Origin of the sequence: Nonomuraea sp. NPDC050153 (genome assembly GCF_044460125.1) — a bacterium.
Classification (GTDB): domain Bacteria; phylum Actinomycetota; class Actinomycetes; order Streptosporangiales; family Streptosporangiaceae; genus Nonomuraea.
Map to the genome: position 1 here is coordinate 188,659 of NZ_JBITJQ010000021.1, position 17,998 is coordinate 206,656.

Consider the following 17,998-nt stretch of genomic DNA (forward strand, 5'->3'; position numbering starts at 1 on the left):
CTGGACTGCTCCCGGTCAGGCCGTCCGTTTGCCAATTGAACTTCCTCTACGACCGAACAGGTGAAGGAGAGTCGATGCAGTTCGCCGAACGCGAATCAGAAATCACCCTCCTCAATACCATGCTTGCGGAGAGTGAGCATGGCTGGGGAAGAATTGCGATGATAACCGGCCCGCCCGGGTTCGACAAGAGCCGGGTGCTGCACGCTTTCGCCGACTCCGCGGTGAAGTCGGGCGCCACGCATCTGAGCGCGATCTGCTTACGCAACGAGCAGAACATCTCACTGGGCGTCATCCACCAGGTTTCGCAGAGCCTGAGTGCCGCACTGGGCGAGATGCCACCCGCGTTGAAGCTGCTGCAGGAGGCCGTATTCAACGCGGGGCCGCGGGGGATCCGGCCGGAGGACCTCAATTGGATCGGCGTCACGCACGGCCTGTGGGAGATCATCACGAACCACGCGCGGCACGGCGCGGTATTGATAACGATCGAGGACGTGCAATACGCGGATTCGGTGTCGCTGGACATTCTCCTGCATTTCATAAACCGGCTCCATTCCGCGAACGTCTTCATGGTGTTCACGGTGAACGAAGGCCCCGACGGGGTGCCGCTCAGGATCCAGAGCGACCTCATGCACCATGCGCAGTGCCGCCGCATCAAGGTCGCCCCCTACTCGTCGAGCACCATTTCCCGGATAGCGCAGGCCCGCCTCGGGACCGCGCCCGACGACCCGCTGGCGGACGCGATCCACGAGGTCAGCGGCGGAAACGCCCTCCTCGTGCGCTCGCTGATCGAGGACCGGCAGAACGCGGACGGCGACGCGAAGGGCCTGGTGGTCGACGACGGCTTCTCCGGATCCGTCCGCACGCTGCTGAACCGCATCGGCAGCACTCCCCTGCGGGTCCTGCGCGCGGCCGCCGTGCTGGACGCGTCGGCCTCTCCCCCGCTGCTGGCCGAGATGCTGCACATCAAGCAGCTGGCCGTGGTCCGCACCCTGGAATGGCTGGCGGAGATCGGCCTCCTGGGGATCGACGGCTTCCGCCACCCCGCCGCCAGGGAGGCCGTCCTCGACTCCATGGAACCGGACACCCTCAAAGAGCTTTACGGACGCGCCGCGCAGTTGCTGCACGCGACCGGCGTACAGCCCACCGTGATCGCCGACCACCTCGTCGCCGCCAGCACGAAGCACGAGCCCTGGGCCCTGGACGTCCTGCGGGAGGCCGCCGACCAGGCGCTGGCCACCGACGAGTACGAGCTCGCCGTACGGTATCTCCGGTACGCGGCGGGCCTGTGCTCCGGCCCCGACGAGCAGGTCCAGGTCACCCTGGCGCTGGCCAAGGCCACCTGGCGGGTCAACCCCTCCACCGCCACCATGTACCTCCCCCTGCTCGTGCGGGCCGCGCGGGACGGCCGGCTGCCCACCAGGGACGTGCACTGGCTGCTCACCTGCATGCTCTGGCACGGCCAGTACGACGAGGCCGGGGAGCTGTTCGCGCTGCTGGAGCAGGCGGAGCAGGGCGACGGCCAGGAGGGCGCGGAAGCCGCCGCGTGGCGGCTCGCGGCCGACCACTGGCTGGCCAGCACGCACCCCCCGGCCCTGCACCGGTTGCGGGGAACGTACAAGCCCTCCTCCCTACGCGAGGGCAGCGAACGGCATCCGGCCCACTCGTACGCGCGGACGATCTCCGCGCTCGCCGCCAACCTGCACAACGGCGAGACCGAGGCGGCGCTGAAGACGGCGGAGAAGGTCCTGCACTCGATCCAGCTCGAAGGCTGCAACATCGAGCTGGTCGAGGCGGCCCTGTTCTGCTTCATCTATTCGGACCGCACGCAGGAGGCGGCCTCGCTCGTCGAGAACCTGTGCGCGGTGGCCGAGCGGCGCTCCTCGCCCACGTGGCTGAGCGTGCTCGCGGCCTTCCGCGCGCACATCGCCGAGCTCAGGGGCGAGATGATGGAAGCCGTCGAGTACGGCGAGCTCTCCCTGCGCACCCTCCCCCCGAGGAGCCTGGGCGTGTTCGCGGCGCTGCCGCTGGCCAGCCTCATCGAGGCCCACACCGAGATGGGCCAGTACCAGGAGGCCGAGCAGTACCTGCGCCACCCCCTGCCGGAGGCCGTGTACCAGACCCGGTACGGGCTGCACTACCTGTTCGCGCGAGGCCACTACCGGGTCGCGGTCGGCCAGGCGCACGCGGGCCTCAGCGACATCCTGAAGTGCGGGACGCTGATGCGGTCGTGGGAGATCGACACGCCGCTGCTCATCCCCTGGCGCCTGGGCGCCGCGGGCGTGTCGGTCGTGCTGAAGAACAACGCCCGCGCCCGGAAGTACCTGGAGCTGCACCACGCCCTTCCGCACGGCCACAGTCTCCGGATCCGGGGGTTCGCGCTGATGGTGCTCGCCTCCGCCGAGGAGGTCGGGCGCCGGCCGCCGCTGCTCCGCAAGGCCGTCGACATGCTCCAGGAATCCGGCCACAAGATGGAGCTGGCGCACGCGCTGGCCCGCCTCAGTCACTCCCTCGCCGCCCTGGGCGAGACCGACAAGGCCCGGCTCATCGGCCAGCAGGCGGACCGCGTCGGTCAGCGCTGTCATGCCGAGCCCTTGCGCAGGTCGGTGGCGCACGCGTTCGAGAGCGACTTCGGCGCGATCGCCGCGGGCAACGATCAGAACGCCCTGAGCCCCGCCGAGTACCGGGTCGCCTCCATGGCGGCGCTGGGCTACACGAACCGGGAGATCGCGACGAGAGCGCACATCACCATCAGCACGGTGGAGCAGCACCTGACGCGCATCTACCGCAAGCTCGGCGTGAACGGCCGGAACGATCTTCCGCGCCTGTTCTCGTCGAAGGAGCTCGGCAGCACCACGAGTGGGGGTGTGCTCGTCGCGGAGGATCCTCGTCACCTTCCCGGCTCGGCGTCCGTACGCGGTTGACCACCCGCGCTACGCGGCATCCGGGGCCTCCGGGTCGGGCTCGTCCGGCTTGCGGACAACGAAGACCGCCCAGCCGACCTCTCCATGGTCGATCGCGGTCTGCACTTCTTCGCACGACGAGGAGAAGGCGAGCATCTTGTCCCGGGCCTCGGCGTCGGTCATCTGCTCGGCGCGCGTCCGGGCCGCCTCCGCGTTCCCCTCGAACGTCCGGCGGAGGAATCCGGTCACGTTGAAGACCGAATCGATTTCGAAGCCGGCCTCCTCCAGCGCGGAATGGTATTTCAGCAGCGTGTACCCGTCGTTCCAGCCGAACTTGTCGTAGACCTCGGTGCGGGTGCGCGCGCTGATCCATTTCCGGGGCTGGTAGAAATCGCTGAAGGCGAGGACGCCCCCCTTTCGCAGCACGCGGCGGATCTCCGAATAGCTGTGGGGTTTGTCCGGCACCTTGTGCAGGGCGCCGTGACTGACGACATGGGTGAAACTCCCGGGCTCGTACGGGAGCCGCGTCACCGATGCCCGCCGGAACCCGATGTCGATCCGGTGTATCTGGTTCGTGCACAGGTCCTGGGCGAACCTGACGTACTCCGCGCTCTCGAAGATCCCCTCGCCGCGGCAGCCGAACCACTTGGCGAGGTAGATGAGCAGGCACTCGCAGTCGTCGCCCACCTCGAGCACCGTGCACGAACCGTTGATCCCCGCCTTGGCGGCGAGAAAGGCGGCCGTCTGCTCGACGGTCGTCCGGTAGTCGTCCCGGGCGTTCTCCCGGAAGTCGTCGGCCGGGGTGCCGGTTTCATGTACCGCGCCATAGCCCTTGAAATTCAAGAAGGTATGACTGCTCTGGTCGTACATGTCTCCGACTTCCCTCCGACAATAAGGGCGGCCCGCGGTCAGGGCAGCGCACCGATGCCTGCCGACGCGAACGCACCGAGGATCAATCGCGTTCGTCTCGCGAAGACTCTTGTCTATACTTCGAAGAGTGCCCGGATTCTCTCATGTACTCAATGGTGCTATCCCCCCTTTTTCTGATCCGGTCTTCCGGTCACTCGGGCGCCCCCGTTTACCAATTCCGTTTCGTCCGATGTATCCGAGTGTCAGGAAGGATTCTCCGCGTCCCGGAGGTTGATGAACGCGAGAATCCCCATGACCAGCATGATGCCCGCGCCCGCGAGCGAGGCGACCTGCATGCCGTCGACGTACGCCTCGCGCGCCACGGCGGCCAGGGCCGCGCCCACCGCCTGCGGGAGCTCGCCGGCGACCGAGATAGCGCCGCCGATGGTCTCGTTCGCCAGCGCGGCGGCATCACGCGGCACGTCGGGCGACAGATCCCCGGCGAGGGTGCTGCGGTAGACGGCCACCCCGATGCTGCCGAGAATGGCCGCCCCGAGTGCCTGCCCGAACTCGGTGGAGGACTCGAACAGCCCCGAGGCGGATCCCGCTTTCTCGGGCGGCGCCGTGGCGACCACCATGCTCGACGCCAGTGCCTGCACCGACCCGATCCCCCAGCCCAGCAGGAACAGCCCGCCGAACAGCAATGGCAGGTTGACGTCCGTGCCCAGCTGCGAGATCAGCAGGAAGCCGATGGCCCCGAAGAGCATGCCGGAGCCCATGATGTAGCCGGGCCGGATCCACTTGGTGAGCACCGCCCCGAGCACCGAGCCCGCCGCCGAGCTGACGGCCGTCGGCACGGTCATCAGGCCGGCCACGATCGGCCGCATGTCGAGCACCGACATCAGGTATTGGGTGATGAAGTAGAACGTCCCGACCAGGGCGAACACCGCGAGGGTGGCGGTGATCAGGGACACGGTGAACGCCTGGCGGCGAAAGAGCGCCAGGTCGAGCATCGGGTCTGACAGCTTCCGCTGCCGCTGCAGGAACAAGGTCAGGAACAGCAGCCCGATCGCGGCGGCGAGCCACATCGTCGGGGACAGGTTCTGCTCGGCGATCAGCTTCACCGCGTAGACCATCGGCAGGGCGGCGAGGAGGACGAGCAGCGCGCTGAGGATGTCGAACTTGCCGGGGTTGGGGTCTCGGTATTCCGGCAGGAGCGGGCCGAGCAGCAGTAACAGGATCATGATCGGGACGCTGATCAGGAAGACCGCCCCCCACCAGTACATCTCCAGCAGCCACCCGCCGACGATCGGCCCGGCCACGCTGCCGAGAGTGAACACCGCCGCCCAGATGGCGATGGCCATCTGGAGCTGACGGGCATCGGTGAACAGGACCCGGATGAGGGCGAGCGTCGGCGGCATCAGCGTCGCCGCCGCGGCTCCCTGCAGGCCACGCGCCACGATGAGCAACTCGGTGGTGGGAGCGTACGCCGCTATGGCCGACGTGAGGCCGAACACCACCGCGCCCACCAGGAGCAACCGCCTGCGGCCGATCCGGTCGCCCAGATTGCCCATCGGGATGAGAAGCCCGGCCAACAGGAAGGCATAGATGTCAACGATCCACAGCTGCTGCGTGCCGCTCGGTTCCAGCTCGGCGGTCAGAGACGGGAGCGCGAAGAACAGCACCGTCACCGTGATGGAGATGAGCAGCACGGGCAGCATGAGGATCGCCAGACCGGCCCATTGTCTCCACCCTGCTTTGGCGCCGCTTTCAACGATAGCCATTCACACCCCTCTCATACTGTGTACGTAACGCTTACAGTACACCATATGTCATCACACAGAAGAACCTCGTCAAGCAAATGTTTACAGCTTCTCCTACATTCCCCCTACATCCCCGCTGCTCGCGGATATCTCCTGACTGGCGGCCTTGAATGAAGATTATTTTCGTCACAAGCACCCACTTTTCTTTTCGTCACATTCAGAGCGTGATATAATTTCATCACAATGAAAGATCGTGACGAAAATAAGCTGCCATGCTGACGTGTGTACAGTGCGGGAAGGAGCTGACGGCCCCTTCCCGCGGACGCAGGCCCCTCTACTGCTCGCGCTCGTGCCAGGCCCGCGCCTACCGCGCCCGCCTCGAGTCGCGAACCGGCCAGGAAACCTGGCGGGAGAAGAAGAGCGACCGGCCTCCGGCTCCCCCTCCGGCGCGTCCCGCCCCCAGCGGGCGCGTCACGCGTGAGGATCCCCATCGGACCGACGCCGGTCTGTCCCGGGAGCGGATCGTGTGGACCGCCATCCGGATCGCCAACGCCGACGGTCTGGAGAGCATGTCCATGCGGCACGTCGCCAACGTGCTCGGGGTCAAGGTGATGTCGCTGTACAACTACATCGACGGGAAGGACGAGCTGATCGACCTGATGGTCGAGGCCGTGTTCAGCGAAGGCGGGGACTCCGAGCCCCGCGGCCCCAGGGGCTGGCGGGCCGAGCTCGAGGCCGCGGCCCGGTGGGAGTGGGCGCTGTACTCGACGTACCCCTGGGTCCTGGAGGTCATCGCGACGGTCCAGCCGCCGCTCGTCCCCAGCCTCCTCGCCCGCTTCGAACGCGGCCTGGGCGCGTTCGACGGCCTGGGTCTTGACCCCGTCACGACCCACCGGATCTATCTCGGCGTGAGCGGCATCGCCCAAGGGCTCGCCCTGCTCCGGGTGAGCGAGATCGCCTCCGAACGGCGCGGCGGCGGGATCTCGCTGAGCCAGTGGCGATCCGTGAAGGTGCCCGCGGTGCTCGAAGAGCTGGGAACCGACAGGTATCCGCGGCAGGCCGCGCTCCGCAACAGCCCGGAGGTCATCGCGGACCTGGAGGAGATCTTCGAGTTCAGCCTGCAGCGTCTCCTCGACGGCATCGCGCGGTTCCTGGAGGGGGAGACGGGGCGGTCCCCCTCTCCCCCTCGGCTGTGGCCCCGCTCGGGTCCGCCCCTGACCGAGGATCACTGACCTTGTCGCCCCTGTCCGACTCGGTCTCACCATCTCCGTCGTTCGCCGCTCACGCGCCGTGCGAACGCCCGTCGGACGGCTTCAGCCATCCCTCCACGGCCTGTGCGATGGACGCCGACTCGCCCTCCATCATCGTGAGGTGGTCGCCGCGGACCTCGCACAGGTCGTGTCGCAGATGCCAGGAGGCCCGCCAGTTCCCGTCGCGCGACCTCTCCCCTTCGGGGCCGGAGGGCAGGGGGGTGTCCGGCCGGAGGAAGAGGACGGGGGTCTCGATCCCCTCCACCTCCGTCTCCCTGAAGAGCCGGTAGTACCGCCCCATCGCCGTCATCCGCGTGTCGCTGAAGGGGCCGTACGTCTCCGCCCGGTCGAACATCCCCTCCAGCATCTGGCCGCCGAGCTCGTCGATGACGCCGCTGTCCGGCAGGAAGGTGTCCAGCAGGACGAGCCCCGCCGGGCGTACCCCGATCCGCTCCAGGTACGTGACGGCCGCGTGCGCGAAGTTGCCCCCGCCGCAGTAGCCGACCACGACGAACGGATCGTCGCCGGCCGTCTCCCGGATGGACTCCGCCCACATGCGCACCACGACGTCCACGTTGTCCGGAAGGCTGTCGTCCGGGGCGTAGCCCGGCACCTGGAGCGCGTACAGGTCACGCACTCCCTGGAAGTGCACGGCCAGCCGTGCGAACTGCGACGCGCCGCCCAGCGCCATCGGCGTGCTGAAGCAGAACAGTTTCGGCAGCCCCGGGCCAGAGGCCAGCATCAGCGGCGGGTACGGGCGGTCCAGCTCGTCCAGCGTCCCGAACGACGGCCGGAGCCTCGCCGCGGCCTCCAGCATGTCCAGCCCGTCCTGCAGCTTCCCGGCAGGAGCCGCCGCGCGCAGCAGCGAGCTGAGCGACCCGCTCCCGTCCTGCTCCGCCGCGCCGGCGGGGGACGTCCCGCCGGCGGCGTCGATCGCGATCTCCTCGGCCAGGAACCGGGCCAGCCCCACGGCGGTGCCGAAGTCGAAGACCGCCGTCGCCGGCATCCGCACCCCCGTCGCCTTGCTCAGGACGTTGCGCAGCTCCATTGCGGTCAGCGAGTCGAACCCCGCCTCGAGGAAGTTCTGCTCCGCCCGGATCGCCTCCGGCTCGCTGTACCCGATCACCTTCGCCGCGCACTCGCGCACCATCAGCGTGAGCTCGTCGACCTGCTCGGCCGGGGACAGTCCGGCCAGGCGCCGCTGCAGCCCCGACCTGTCGTCCGGGCCGGGCCCGCCGGAGTGGGCGGTCCGGCGGGCCGGGGTGCGGACGAGCCCGCGGAGGATGGCCGGTACGCCGTCGGGGCGGTTGCTGAGGGTGTGGGTGTTGATGGGGAGGGGGAGGAGGTGGGGTTGGGGTGTGGTCAGGGCGGTGTCGAGGAGTTGGTTGCCTTGGGTGGTGGTGATGCGGTGGTAGCCGGCTTGTTCGATGCGGGTGATGTCGGTGGTGGTGAGGTGGGCGCTCATGCCGCTGGGTTGGTGCCAGAGTCCCCAGGCGAGGGATTGTGCGGGCAGGCCGGTGGTGTGGCGGTGGGTGGCCAGGGCGTCGAGGAAGGCGTTGGCGGCGGAGTAGTTGCCTTGTCCGGCGCTGTCGAGGGTGGCTGCTGAGGAGGAGTAGAGGACGAACGCGGCCAGGTCGTGGTGGCGGGTGGCTTGGTGCAGGTGCCAGGCGGCATCCACCTTCGGACGCAGTACGCGGTCGATCTTCTCGGGGGTGAGGGAGGTGACCACGCCGTCGTCGAGCACTCCGGCGGTGTGGAAAACGGCGGTGAGCGGACGCTCGGCGGGGACACGCTGCAGCAGCTCGCTGACCTGCCCGGGGTCGGACAGGTCGCAGGCCGCGATCTCGACCGTCGTGCCTGCCGCTTCCAGGTCGGCGCGCAGTTGGTCGGCGTCGGGTGCCTGCTCTCCTCGTCGTGAGGCCAGCAGCAGGTGCTTGACCTGGTGGCCGGTGGCCAGGTGGCGGGCCAGGATGGCGCCGAGTCCGCCGGTGCCGCCGGTGATCAGCACCGTGCCGTCCGGATCCATGTAGTGCGGCATGGTCAGGACGATCTTGCCGGTGTGGCGGGCCTGGGCCATGTGCCGGAACGCCTGACGCGCCTGCTGCACCGGCCAGCAGCGCACGGGGAGCGCCGCCAGCCCGCCGCTGATGAACAGCTCCAGCATCTCGGCCAGCATGCCGCCGATCCGCTCATGCCCGGCGTCCATCAGGTCGAAGCTTCGATACCGCACCTGGGGGTGGGTAACGGCGACGTCGGCCGGGTCACGGCGGTCGGTCTTGCCCATCTCGATGAACCGGCCACCGGGGGTGAGCAGGTCGAGGGAGGCATCGGTGAACGGCCCGGCCAGCGAGTTCAACACCACGTCCACCCCGACCCCACCGGTGACCGCCGCGAACGCGTCGGCGAAGTCGAGATCCCGGGAGGAGGCGATGTGGTCATCGGCCACCCCCAGCGCGCGCAACAGGTGCTGCTTTGCCGGTGAGGCGGTGGCGAACACCTCCGCGCCCAGATGGTGGGCGATCTGGATGGCGGCCATGCCGACGCCGCCGGCACCGGAATGAATCAGCACCCGCTCGCCCCGGGTGAGCCCGGCCAGATCGACCAACCCGTACCACGCGGTCGCGAACGCACCCGGAACCGAAGCCGCACGAGCAAAGCTCCACCCCCGCGGCATCCCGGCCATCATCCGGCGATCAGCCACGACCCGCGGACCGAACGTCCCCTCGCCCAGCCCCATCACCCGATCCCCGACCCGCAGCCCGGCCACACCCGGCCCGACCTCGGCGACCACACCGGCGAACTCGCCACCGATCGCCCCGCCCTGTTCGGGCACCATGCCCAGCGTCACGACCACGTCGCGGAAGTTCAGCCCGGTTGCTCGCACCTCCACCCGTACCTCGCCGGTGGTCAGCTCGCGGTCGGCCTCGGGCGCCGGGATCAGGGTCAGGCCGTCGATCGACCCCTTGACGGGACTGTCCAGCCGCCACCCGCCCCCGCCCTCGGGCGCCTGGAGATCGCCGGAGGCGTCGGCCCGGGCCAGCCTCGGCACCAGCACCCGACCGGCACGTACCGCCAGCTGCGGCTCGTCCTCCACCGCCAGCAGCGAGCCCAGCGCGGTCAGCGACTCAGCCGCGGCATCGAGATCGACCAGCAGGATCCGGCCCGGGTTCTCCGTCTGAGCCGAGCGCACCAGACCCGACACCGCCGCCCCGGCAAGCGCGCCGCCGGCCTCGGCGCCGGTGGTCACCGCACCGGCGGTCACGAGCACCAGCCGGGTCTCCGCCAACCGCTCGTCGGCCAGCCACTCGCTCAGCACGCCTACGACCCGGTCCAGCTCCGACCGCAGCTCCTCCAGCGGTCCTCGGCCGTCCGCCTGAGGAAGCGCGATGACCAGGGTCGTGAGGTCGTCGTCGCCGGTCGCCGCCGCGTGCAGGTCGGCGTATGCGCGCACCTTCAGCCCGCTGCGGCGCAGAGCGTCGGTGACGCCGCCGTCTTCACCGGCCGCGTCCACAACAGCTATCGCCCCTTCGGCCGAAGGCGGGTTCCAGCTGCGGGGAATCACCCATTCCAGCCGGTGGAGCGCCTCGTGCCCGGGCTGTGTGCGTGACGACAGCCCGCCGGCGGGCAGCGGGCGCGTGATCAGACTCGCGACAGCCGCGACCGGAGCACCAGTACCATCGGCGAGCCGGATGCTCCAGGCGCCACCCTCTGCCGGAGTGACGCGGACCCGCACGCGTCGGGCGCCGGAGGCCAGGAGCTCCACGCCGCTCCAGGCGAACGGCAGCTCCGTCCCCTTACCCTGCTCGCCGTTGTCGGCGAGGCCGGTGGCGTGCAGTGCGGCGTCGAGGAGAGCGGGGTGGATGCCGTACTGGTCGGCTTCGGCGGCTTCCCGCTCGTCGAGTTCGACCTCGGCGAACACCTCATCGTCGCGGATCCAGGCCCGCTTGAGCCCCTGGAAGGCCGGGCCGTAGCCATACCCGGCCTCGGTCAGCCTCTCGTAGTGCCCGGACACCTCGACCGGGCGCGCTCCCGCAGGCGGCCACTGCCCATCGGACGAGCTTGCGCTGACGGTCGCCTGGGTGAGGGTGCCGGTGGCGTGGCGGGTCCAGGGTCGCCGGCCGGTGCGGGCGTACACGGAAACGTCGCACCGTGCGTCCTCACCCGGGGCGGTCACCGCCACCTGCAGCTGGACCGACTCCTCGCCTTCGATCACCAGCGGCGCTTCCAGGGTCAGCTCTTCCAGCACCGGGCTGCCGACCTCGTCACCCGCGCGCACGACCAGTTCCACGAAGCCGGTGCCGGGGAACACCACCGTCTGCCCCACCGCGTGGTCGGCCAGCCAGGGGTGGGTGGCGGTGGAGATCCGGCCGGTCACCACCACGCCACCGTCATCCGGCAGCTCGACGGCAGCGCCGAGCAGCGGGTGATCCACCCGCGTCTGGCCCAGCCCACCCGCGTCCGACACCCCCACCGGGGCGCCTTCCAGCCAATAACGCCGATGCTGGAAGGCGTAGGTGGGCAGCTCGACCAACGCGCTCTTGTCACTGGCAGGCAGAAACGCCTGCCAGTCCACCCCGACACCCGCGACGAACGCCTCACCCACCGAACGCACGAACCGATCCGCGCCACCCTCACCCCGGCGCAACGACCCGACCGCCACCCCAGGCATACCGGTGGCATCCAGAATGTCCTGCACCGCCATCGCCAGCACCGGATGCGGACTCGCCTCGATGAACGCCGAACGCCCATCAGCCAGCAACGCCCGCACCGCACCCTGGAAGTCCACCGGACGGCGGGCGTTGGCGAACCAATACTCCGCCCCCAGCTCCGAACCCGCCAGCACCCCGCCGGTCACCGTCGAATAGAACGGCACCCGGCCCGCCTCGGGCCTGACCGAACCCAGCATGTCCAGCAACCGCTCACGCAGCGGCTCCACCATGACCGAATGCGAGGCCACCGTGGTCGCGATCACCCGCGCCCGCACCCCCTCACCACGCAACCGCTCAACCAGCCCCTCCAACGCCAGAACCGGACCAGCCACCGCACACGAGGCCGGCCCGTTGTCCGCACTCACCTCCAACCCCGCACCCAGCCGCTCCCGGACCACCTCGGCCGGCAGACCCACAGCCGCGATCGCGCCACGCCCCCACAACTCGGCCGCGAACAATCGACTGCGCAACACCACCACCCGCACCGCATCAGCCAGTGACAGCACCCCGGCCACACAGGCGGCCGCCACCTCACCCTGCGAATGCCCCACCACCGCGGAGAGGCGGACGCCGACGGACTCCCACAGCGCGGCCAGCGCGACCCCGACCGCGAAGGCGACCGGCTGCAGTCTCTCGATCGAGTCCAGCCCGCTCCCCTCGGCGTCGGCGAGCACCTGCGCCGGGTCCCAATCCACCCACCGGCGAATCTCCGCGAAACACTCTTCCAACCGCGCCGCGAACACCGGTGAAGCCTGCGCGAGCTCCACGCCCATCCCCGCCCACTGCGCCCCCTGACCCGGGAACACCAGCACCGCATCCCGCCGACCCGACGCCGAACCCGTCACCACCCGCGCGTCAGACTCACCCGCCGCCAGCACCCGCAGCCCGGACAACAACTCCTCGCGACCCGCACCCACCACCACCGCACGGTCCTCGAACACCGCACGCGAACCCACCAACGACAACCCCACACCCGCAACCGACACCCCAGGCGAACCCGCCACCCGATCGGCCAACCGGTCCGCCTGCGACCGCAACGCCTCCTCGCCACGCCCCGACACCACCCACGGCACCACACCCGACACCACCGGCACGCCTGCAGACGTGTCCGAGTCATCGCCTCGCAGGTCACCCTGCGGCGCGTCCTGGTGCGCGGCATCCCCGCTCAGGCCGCCCTCATCGGCGGCAACGAGCAGCGACTGCAGGTCGAGGGCCTGTTCCACGATCACGTGCGCGTTCGTCCCGCTCACCCCGAACGACGACACCCCCGCCCGCCGCGGACGCTCCTCCGGCTGCGGCCACTCCCGCGCCTGCTCCAACAGACGCACCCGGCCCCGCTCCCAATCGACATGAGTCGTGGGCGCCGACACATACAGACTCTGCGGAAGCACACCCTCACGAGCGGCCATCACCATCTTGATCACACCGGCCACCCCGGCGGCGGCCTGCGTATGACCGATGTTCGACTTCAGCGACCCCAGCCACAACGGCTCGGCCGCATCCCGATCCCGCCCGTACGTGGCCAGCAACGCCTGAGCCTCAATAGGGTCGCCCAGCGCCGTCCCGGTGCCATGGGCCTCGACCACGTCCACTTCCGAAACCGACACCCCGGCGTTCGCCAGCGCCTGACGGATCACCCGCTCCTGCGAAGGACCGTTCGGCGCCGTCAACCCGTTGCTCGCACCGTCCTGGTTGACCGCCGACCCCCGGATGATCCCCAGTACCCGACGACCACGCGCCACCGCGTCCGACAACCGCTCCAGCACCAGCACCCCGACGCCCTCGGACAGGACGGTGCCGTCGGCCTCGTCGGAGAACGCCTTGCAGCGGTCATCTCGCGCCAGGCCCCGCTGGTGGCTGAAGTCCACGAGGAGTTCCGGGGTGGCCATGACCGTCACGCCGCCCGCGAGCGCGAGCGTGCTCTCCCCCGCGCGCAGCGACTGGCAGGCCATGTGGATGGCGACGAGCGAGGAGGAGCAGGCGGTGTCCACCGTCACCGCCGGGCCCTCCAGCCCGAGCGTGTAGGCGACCCGGCCGGAGATGACGGAGCTGGAGTTGCCCGTGCCCAGGTAGCCTTCGCTGCCCTCGGGCAGGGGGCCTCGTCCCACTTCGTAGTCGTTGGCGAAGGCGCCGATGAAGACGCCCGCGGCAGTGCCTCGCAACGAAGCCGGATGGATCCCGGCCCGCTCCAGGACCTCCCACGCGACCTCCAGCATCAGTCGCTGCTGCGGGTCCATCGCCACGGCCTCGCGCGGGCTGATCCCGAAGAACGCCGGGTCGAACTCGTCCGCCCCTTCGAGGAAGCCGCCCGCACGGGCGTAGGTCGTGCCACTGCTGTCCGGGTCGGGGTCGTAGAGCGCTTCCAGGTCCCAGCCCCGGTCCTTCGGGAACGGTACGATCCCCTGCTCGCGGTCCAGCACCAGGTTCCACAGGTCTTCGGGCGAGTTCACCCCACCGGGGTAGCGGCACGCCATGCCCACGATCGCGATCGGCTCGCGCTCCTTGGCCTCGACGTCACGCAGACGTCGGTTGGCCTGCTGGAGGTCTTCGGTCACCCGCCGCAGGTACGCGAGGAGCTTCTCTTCGTCAGCCATGACGTCCCACCTTCCTAAGGGGTCTTCGAGTTGGCGTTACCTGTCGGACAACCGGGTCGGGATCTCAGAGGCCCTTGTCGATCAGCGAGAAGAGCTCGTCCGCACTCGCCGTACGCACGTCCTTCTCCTCGTTCGCACCCGACGGGCCGCCACGCCACTCGTCCACGAGCTTCTGGAGGCGAACCGTGATCTCGGACCGCGCCTCGACGTCGGTGGGGATCTTGCCCAGCAGCCGGCCCAGCTCGTCCAGGCTGTGCAGCACCTGCGACTCGACCGGCTCCTTCTGCGGCAGGACCTGGCTCCCCAGGAACTCGGCGATGGCGACCGCGGTGGGGTAGTCGAAGATCAGCGTGGCCGGCAGCCGGAGCCCGGTGGCCCGGCTCAGCCGGTTGCGAAGCTCCACCGACGTCAGGGAGTCGAACCCGAGTTCGTTGAAGCTCCTGTCCGGGCCCACCTGTTCCTCGGACGCGTGCCCCAGCACGCCGGCGGCCTCCGTACGGACCAGCGACACCAGAACGTGCTCCTGCTCGGCCGGAGACAGCCCGGCCAGGCGCCGCTGCAGCGCCGACTCGCCGTCGTCCGCGGCCGGTGCGCTCTGCGCGGTGCGGCGCGCGGGAGGTCGGACCAGTCCGCGCAGGACGGCGGGGATGCCGTCCTCGCGTGCGGCGAGCGAGCGGGTGTCCATGGGCAGCGGTACGAGGAAGCCTTCCGACCTGGTGAGAGCGGCGTCCAGCAGTTGCATGCCCTCGTCGGCGCCCATCGCGCTGAACCCCGAGCGAGCCAGCCGTTCCAGATCGATCCCGCTCAGCCGGCGGGTCATGCCACCCGTCTCCGGCGCCCAAATTCCCCAGGCGAGGGATTGCGCGGGCAGACCGGCGCTCTGGCGGTGGACGGCCAGGGCGTCCAGGAAGGCGTTGGCGGCGGAGTAATTGCCCTGCCCGGCGCTGTCGAGGGTGGCGGCCGAGGAGGAGTAGAGCACGAACGCGGCCAGGTCCAGATGCTGGGTCGCCTGGTGCAGGTGCCAGGCGGCGTCCGCCTTCGGGCGCAGTACGCGGTCGATCTTCTCGGGGGTGAGGGAGGTGACCACACCGTCGTCCACCACCCCGGCGGCGTGGAAGACCGCGGTGAGCGGGCGCTCCGCCGGGATCCGGTCGAGGAGCGCGCTGACCTGCGCAGGATCGGACAGGTCGCAGGCCGCGAGGTCGACCGTCGCGCCTGCCGCCTCCAGGTCGGTTCGGAGCTGATCGGCGTCGGGGGCTTGCTCGCCCCTTCGGGAGGCCAGCAGCAGGTGCTTGACCTGGTGGCCGGTGGCCAGATGGCGGGCCAGGATCGCGCCGAGCCCGCCGGTGCCGCCAGTGATCAGCACCGTGCCGTCCGGATCCAGGCTGTGCGGCATGGTCAGGACGATCTTGCCGGTGTGGCGGGCCTGGGCCATGTGCCGGAACGCCTGACGCGCCTGCTGCACCGGCCAGCACCGCACGGGGAGCGCCGCCAACTCGTCCTGGGCGAACAGGTCCAGCAGTTCGGCCAGGATCTGCCCGATCCGCTCATGCCCGGCGTCCATCAGGTCGAAGCTGTGATACCGGGCGTTCGCGACGTCCGCCGGATCGCGCAGGTCGGTCTTGCCCATCTCGATGAACCGGCCACCCGAAGTGAGCAGGTCGAGTGAGGCATCGGTGAACGGCCCGGCCAGCGAGTTCAACACCACATCCACCCCGGCCCCGCCGGTGACCGCCGCGAACGCGTCGGCGAAGTCGAGATCCCGGGAGGAGGCGATGTGGTCATCGGCCACCCCCAGCGCGCGCAACAGGTGCTGCTTTGCCGGTGAGGCGGTGGCGAACACCTCCGCGCCCAGATGACGGGCGATCTGGATGGCCGCCATGCCGACGCCACCGGCACCGGAATGAATCAGCACCCGCTCACCGCGGGTGAGCCCGGCCAGATCGACCAGCCCGTACCACGCGGTCGCGAACGCACCCGGAACCGAAGCCGCACGAGCAAAGCTCCACCCCCGCGGCATCCCGGCCATCATCCGATGATCAGCCACGACCCGCGGACCGAACGTCCCGTCGCCCATGCCCATCACGTGATCGCCAACCCGCAGCCCGGCCACACCGGGTCCGACCTCGGCGATGACACCGGCGAACTCGACGCCCATCGGCCCGGCCTCACCCGGGTACATGCCCAGCGAGTTGAGCACGTCGCGGAAGTTCAGCCCGGCCGCGCGGACCTCCACCCGTACCTCGCCGGTGGTCAGCTCGCGGTCGGCCTCGGACGCCGGGATCAGGGTCAGGCCGTCGATCGACCCCTTGGCGGGGCTGTCCAGCCGCCACCCGCTCCCGCCCTCGGGCGCCTGGAGCTCGTCGGAGGCGTCGGCCCGGGCCAGCCTCGGCACCAGGACCTGACCGGCGCGTACCGCCAGTTGCGGCTCGTCCTCCATGCTCAGGAGGGAGACCAGGGCGGTGAGCGACTCGGCCGCGCCGTCCAGGTCGACCAGCAGGATCCGGCCCGGGGCCTCTGCCTGCGCTGAGCGCACCAGACCCGACACCGCCGCCCCGGCAAGCGCGCCGCCGGCCTCGGTGCCGGTGGTCACCGCACCGGTGGTGACGAGCACCAGCCGGGTATCGGCCAGCCGCTCGTCGGCCAGCCAGTCGTTCAGTACGCGCACGGCCCGATCCAGCTCCGACCGCAGCTCCTCCAGCGGTCCTCGGCCGTCCGCCTCGGCGTCCAGGCGCAGCACCACGGCTCCGGGCGCACTGTGCCCGGATGCGAGCGCCGCGCCCAGCGCCGCCACATCCGCGTACTCCGCCAGGCCGCCACCGGCGGACTCGACGGCCGCGGCCAGGGCCGGCCACCGTTCGCCGACGATCGTCACGTCTCCGGCCGAGGCGTCCGCAGGCTCGCCCGCCAGCGGCACCCAGTCCATTCGCAGCAGCGACGACAGGGACACGGCCGCGGGCAGCTTCTGGTCCGCGAGCTCGCGCAGGATCAGCGAGCCGATCGAGGCCACCGCCTGTCCCGCGGAGTCGCCCGCTTCGATGGTCACCGCGCCGTCTTCGGCGCGGTGCAGGCGTACCCGCAGGTGGCTGGCGGCGGAGGCGTGCAGCCGCACGTCCGTCCAGGCGAAGGGCAGCGCGACCTTCTCGTCGGCGGCGTCGGAGAGCCGGTCGGCCACGCCGATGGCGTGCAGGGCCGCGTCCAGCAACGCAGGGTGGATGCCGTAGCGACCGGCCTCGTCGGCCTCCCGCTCGGCCAGTTCCACCTCGGCGAACACTTCTCCGCCGCGCTCCCAGGCCCGCTTGAGCCCCTGGAAGGCGGGCCCGTATCCGTACCCGGCGGCGGCCACCGCCTCGTAGTGGTCCGACACGTCCACGGCCTGCGCTCCCGCCGGCGGCCACTGGCTCCAGTCGAACTCCGCCGCCTCGCCGTCCGCCCCGGCCACGATGCCGGCGGCATGGCGCGTCCACGGCCGGTCACCGCTGCGGGCGTACACCGCCACCTCGCGCCGTCCGCCGTCGTCGGCGGCTGCCACGGCCACCTGGATCAGGACCGACTCGTCCTTCTCGATCACCAGCGGCGTCTCGAGCGTCAGCTCCTCCACTACCGAGCAACCGACCTCGTCGCCCCCGCGCACCGCCAACTCCACGAACCCGGTGCCGGGGAACAGCACCTTCTGGCCCACCGCGTGATCGGCCAGCCAGGGATGCGTGGCGATCGAGATCCGCCCCGTCAGGACCACACCGCCCTGGTCGGGCAGCTCCACCGCGGCACCCAGCAGAGCGTGGTCCGCGGGGGCCTGGCCCAGTCCGTTCACGTCTGTGGCAGCCGATGTCGGACGCAGCCAGTAGTGGTGGTGTTGGAAGGGGTAGGTGGGCAGGTCGGTGGTGGTGGTGTGGGTGGGGAGGAGGTTGTGCCAGGTGATGGGGGTGGTGG

The 17,998-nt window shown here is 70.2% G+C and carries 6 protein-coding genes; 2 read left to right on the top strand and 4 right to left on the bottom strand.

The window, feature by feature from the left end; translation table 11 throughout:
• The first annotated feature begins 74 nt into the window (after positions 1–74).
• Positions 75–2,921: an AAA family ATPase gene (locus ACIBQ1_RS39185; RefSeq protein ID WP_397284949.1), complete on the top strand. Its 2,847-nt coding sequence runs from the start codon at positions 75–77 to the stop codon at positions 2,919–2,921.
• A 9-nt stretch (positions 2,922–2,930) separates the two neighbouring features.
• Here ACIBQ1_RS39185 and ACIBQ1_RS39190 read toward each other — a convergent pair whose 3' ends face one another.
• Both ACIBQ1_RS39190 and ACIBQ1_RS39195 read right to left on the bottom strand, forming a co-directional pair.
• Positions 2,931–3,770, bottom strand: coding sequence for a class I SAM-dependent methyltransferase (locus ACIBQ1_RS39190; RefSeq protein WP_397284952.1), 840 nt, complete (start codon positions 3,768–3,770; stop codon positions 2,931–2,933).
• Positions 3,771–4,012: 242 nt separating this feature from the next.
• Positions 4,013–5,533, bottom strand: coding sequence for an MFS transporter (locus tag ACIBQ1_RS39195; protein ID WP_397284954.1), 1,521 nt, complete (start codon positions 5,531–5,533; stop codon positions 4,013–4,015).
• A gap of 251 nt (positions 5,534–5,784) precedes the next feature.
• On the opposite strand from ACIBQ1_RS39195, the gene ACIBQ1_RS39200 reads away from it, so the two are divergent.
• Entirely contained in the window at positions 5,785–6,744 is a 960-nt protein-coding gene (locus ACIBQ1_RS39200) for a TetR/AcrR family transcriptional regulator C-terminal domain-containing protein (RefSeq protein WP_397284956.1), read from the top strand.
• A 49-nt stretch (positions 6,745–6,793) separates the two neighbouring features.
• On the opposite strand, the gene ACIBQ1_RS39205 is transcribed toward ACIBQ1_RS39200, so the two are convergent.
• Both ACIBQ1_RS39205 and ACIBQ1_RS39210 read right to left on the bottom strand, forming a co-directional pair.
• Positions 6,794–14,065 carry an SDR family NAD(P)-dependent oxidoreductase gene (locus tag ACIBQ1_RS39205; protein WP_397284958.1) on the bottom strand — a complete coding sequence of 2,424 codons (7,272 nt, stop codon included), beginning with the start codon at positions 14,063–14,065 and terminating at the stop codon, positions 6,794–6,796.
• Between the two features lie 64 nt (positions 14,066–14,129).
• Positions 14,130–17,998, bottom strand: a 3,869-nt coding sequence (locus ACIBQ1_RS39210; RefSeq protein ID WP_397284961.1) for an SDR family NAD(P)-dependent oxidoreductase, incomplete at its 5' end; no start/stop codon positions are given.

What these genes read in the sequence shown, in the direction of transcription:
- ACIBQ1_RS39185 (WP_397284949.1), top strand. Translation starts at nt 75, where the DNA reads ATGCAGTTCGCCGAACGCGAATCAGAAATCACCCTCCTCAATACCATG.
- ACIBQ1_RS39190 (WP_397284952.1), bottom strand. Translation starts at nt 3,770, where the DNA reads ATGTACGACCAGAGCAGTCATACCTTCTTGAATTTCAAGGGCTATGGC.
- ACIBQ1_RS39195 (WP_397284954.1), bottom strand. Translation starts at nt 5,533, where the DNA reads ATGGCTATCGTTGAAAGCGGCGCCAAAGCAGGGTGGAGACAATGGGCC.
- ACIBQ1_RS39200 (WP_397284956.1), top strand. Translation starts at nt 5,785, where the DNA reads ATGCTGACGTGTGTACAGTGCGGGAAGGAGCTGACGGCCCCTTCCCGC.
- ACIBQ1_RS39205 (WP_397284958.1), bottom strand. Translation starts at nt 14,065, where the DNA reads ATGGCTGACGAAGAGAAGCTCCTCGCGTACCTGCGGCGGGTGACCGAA.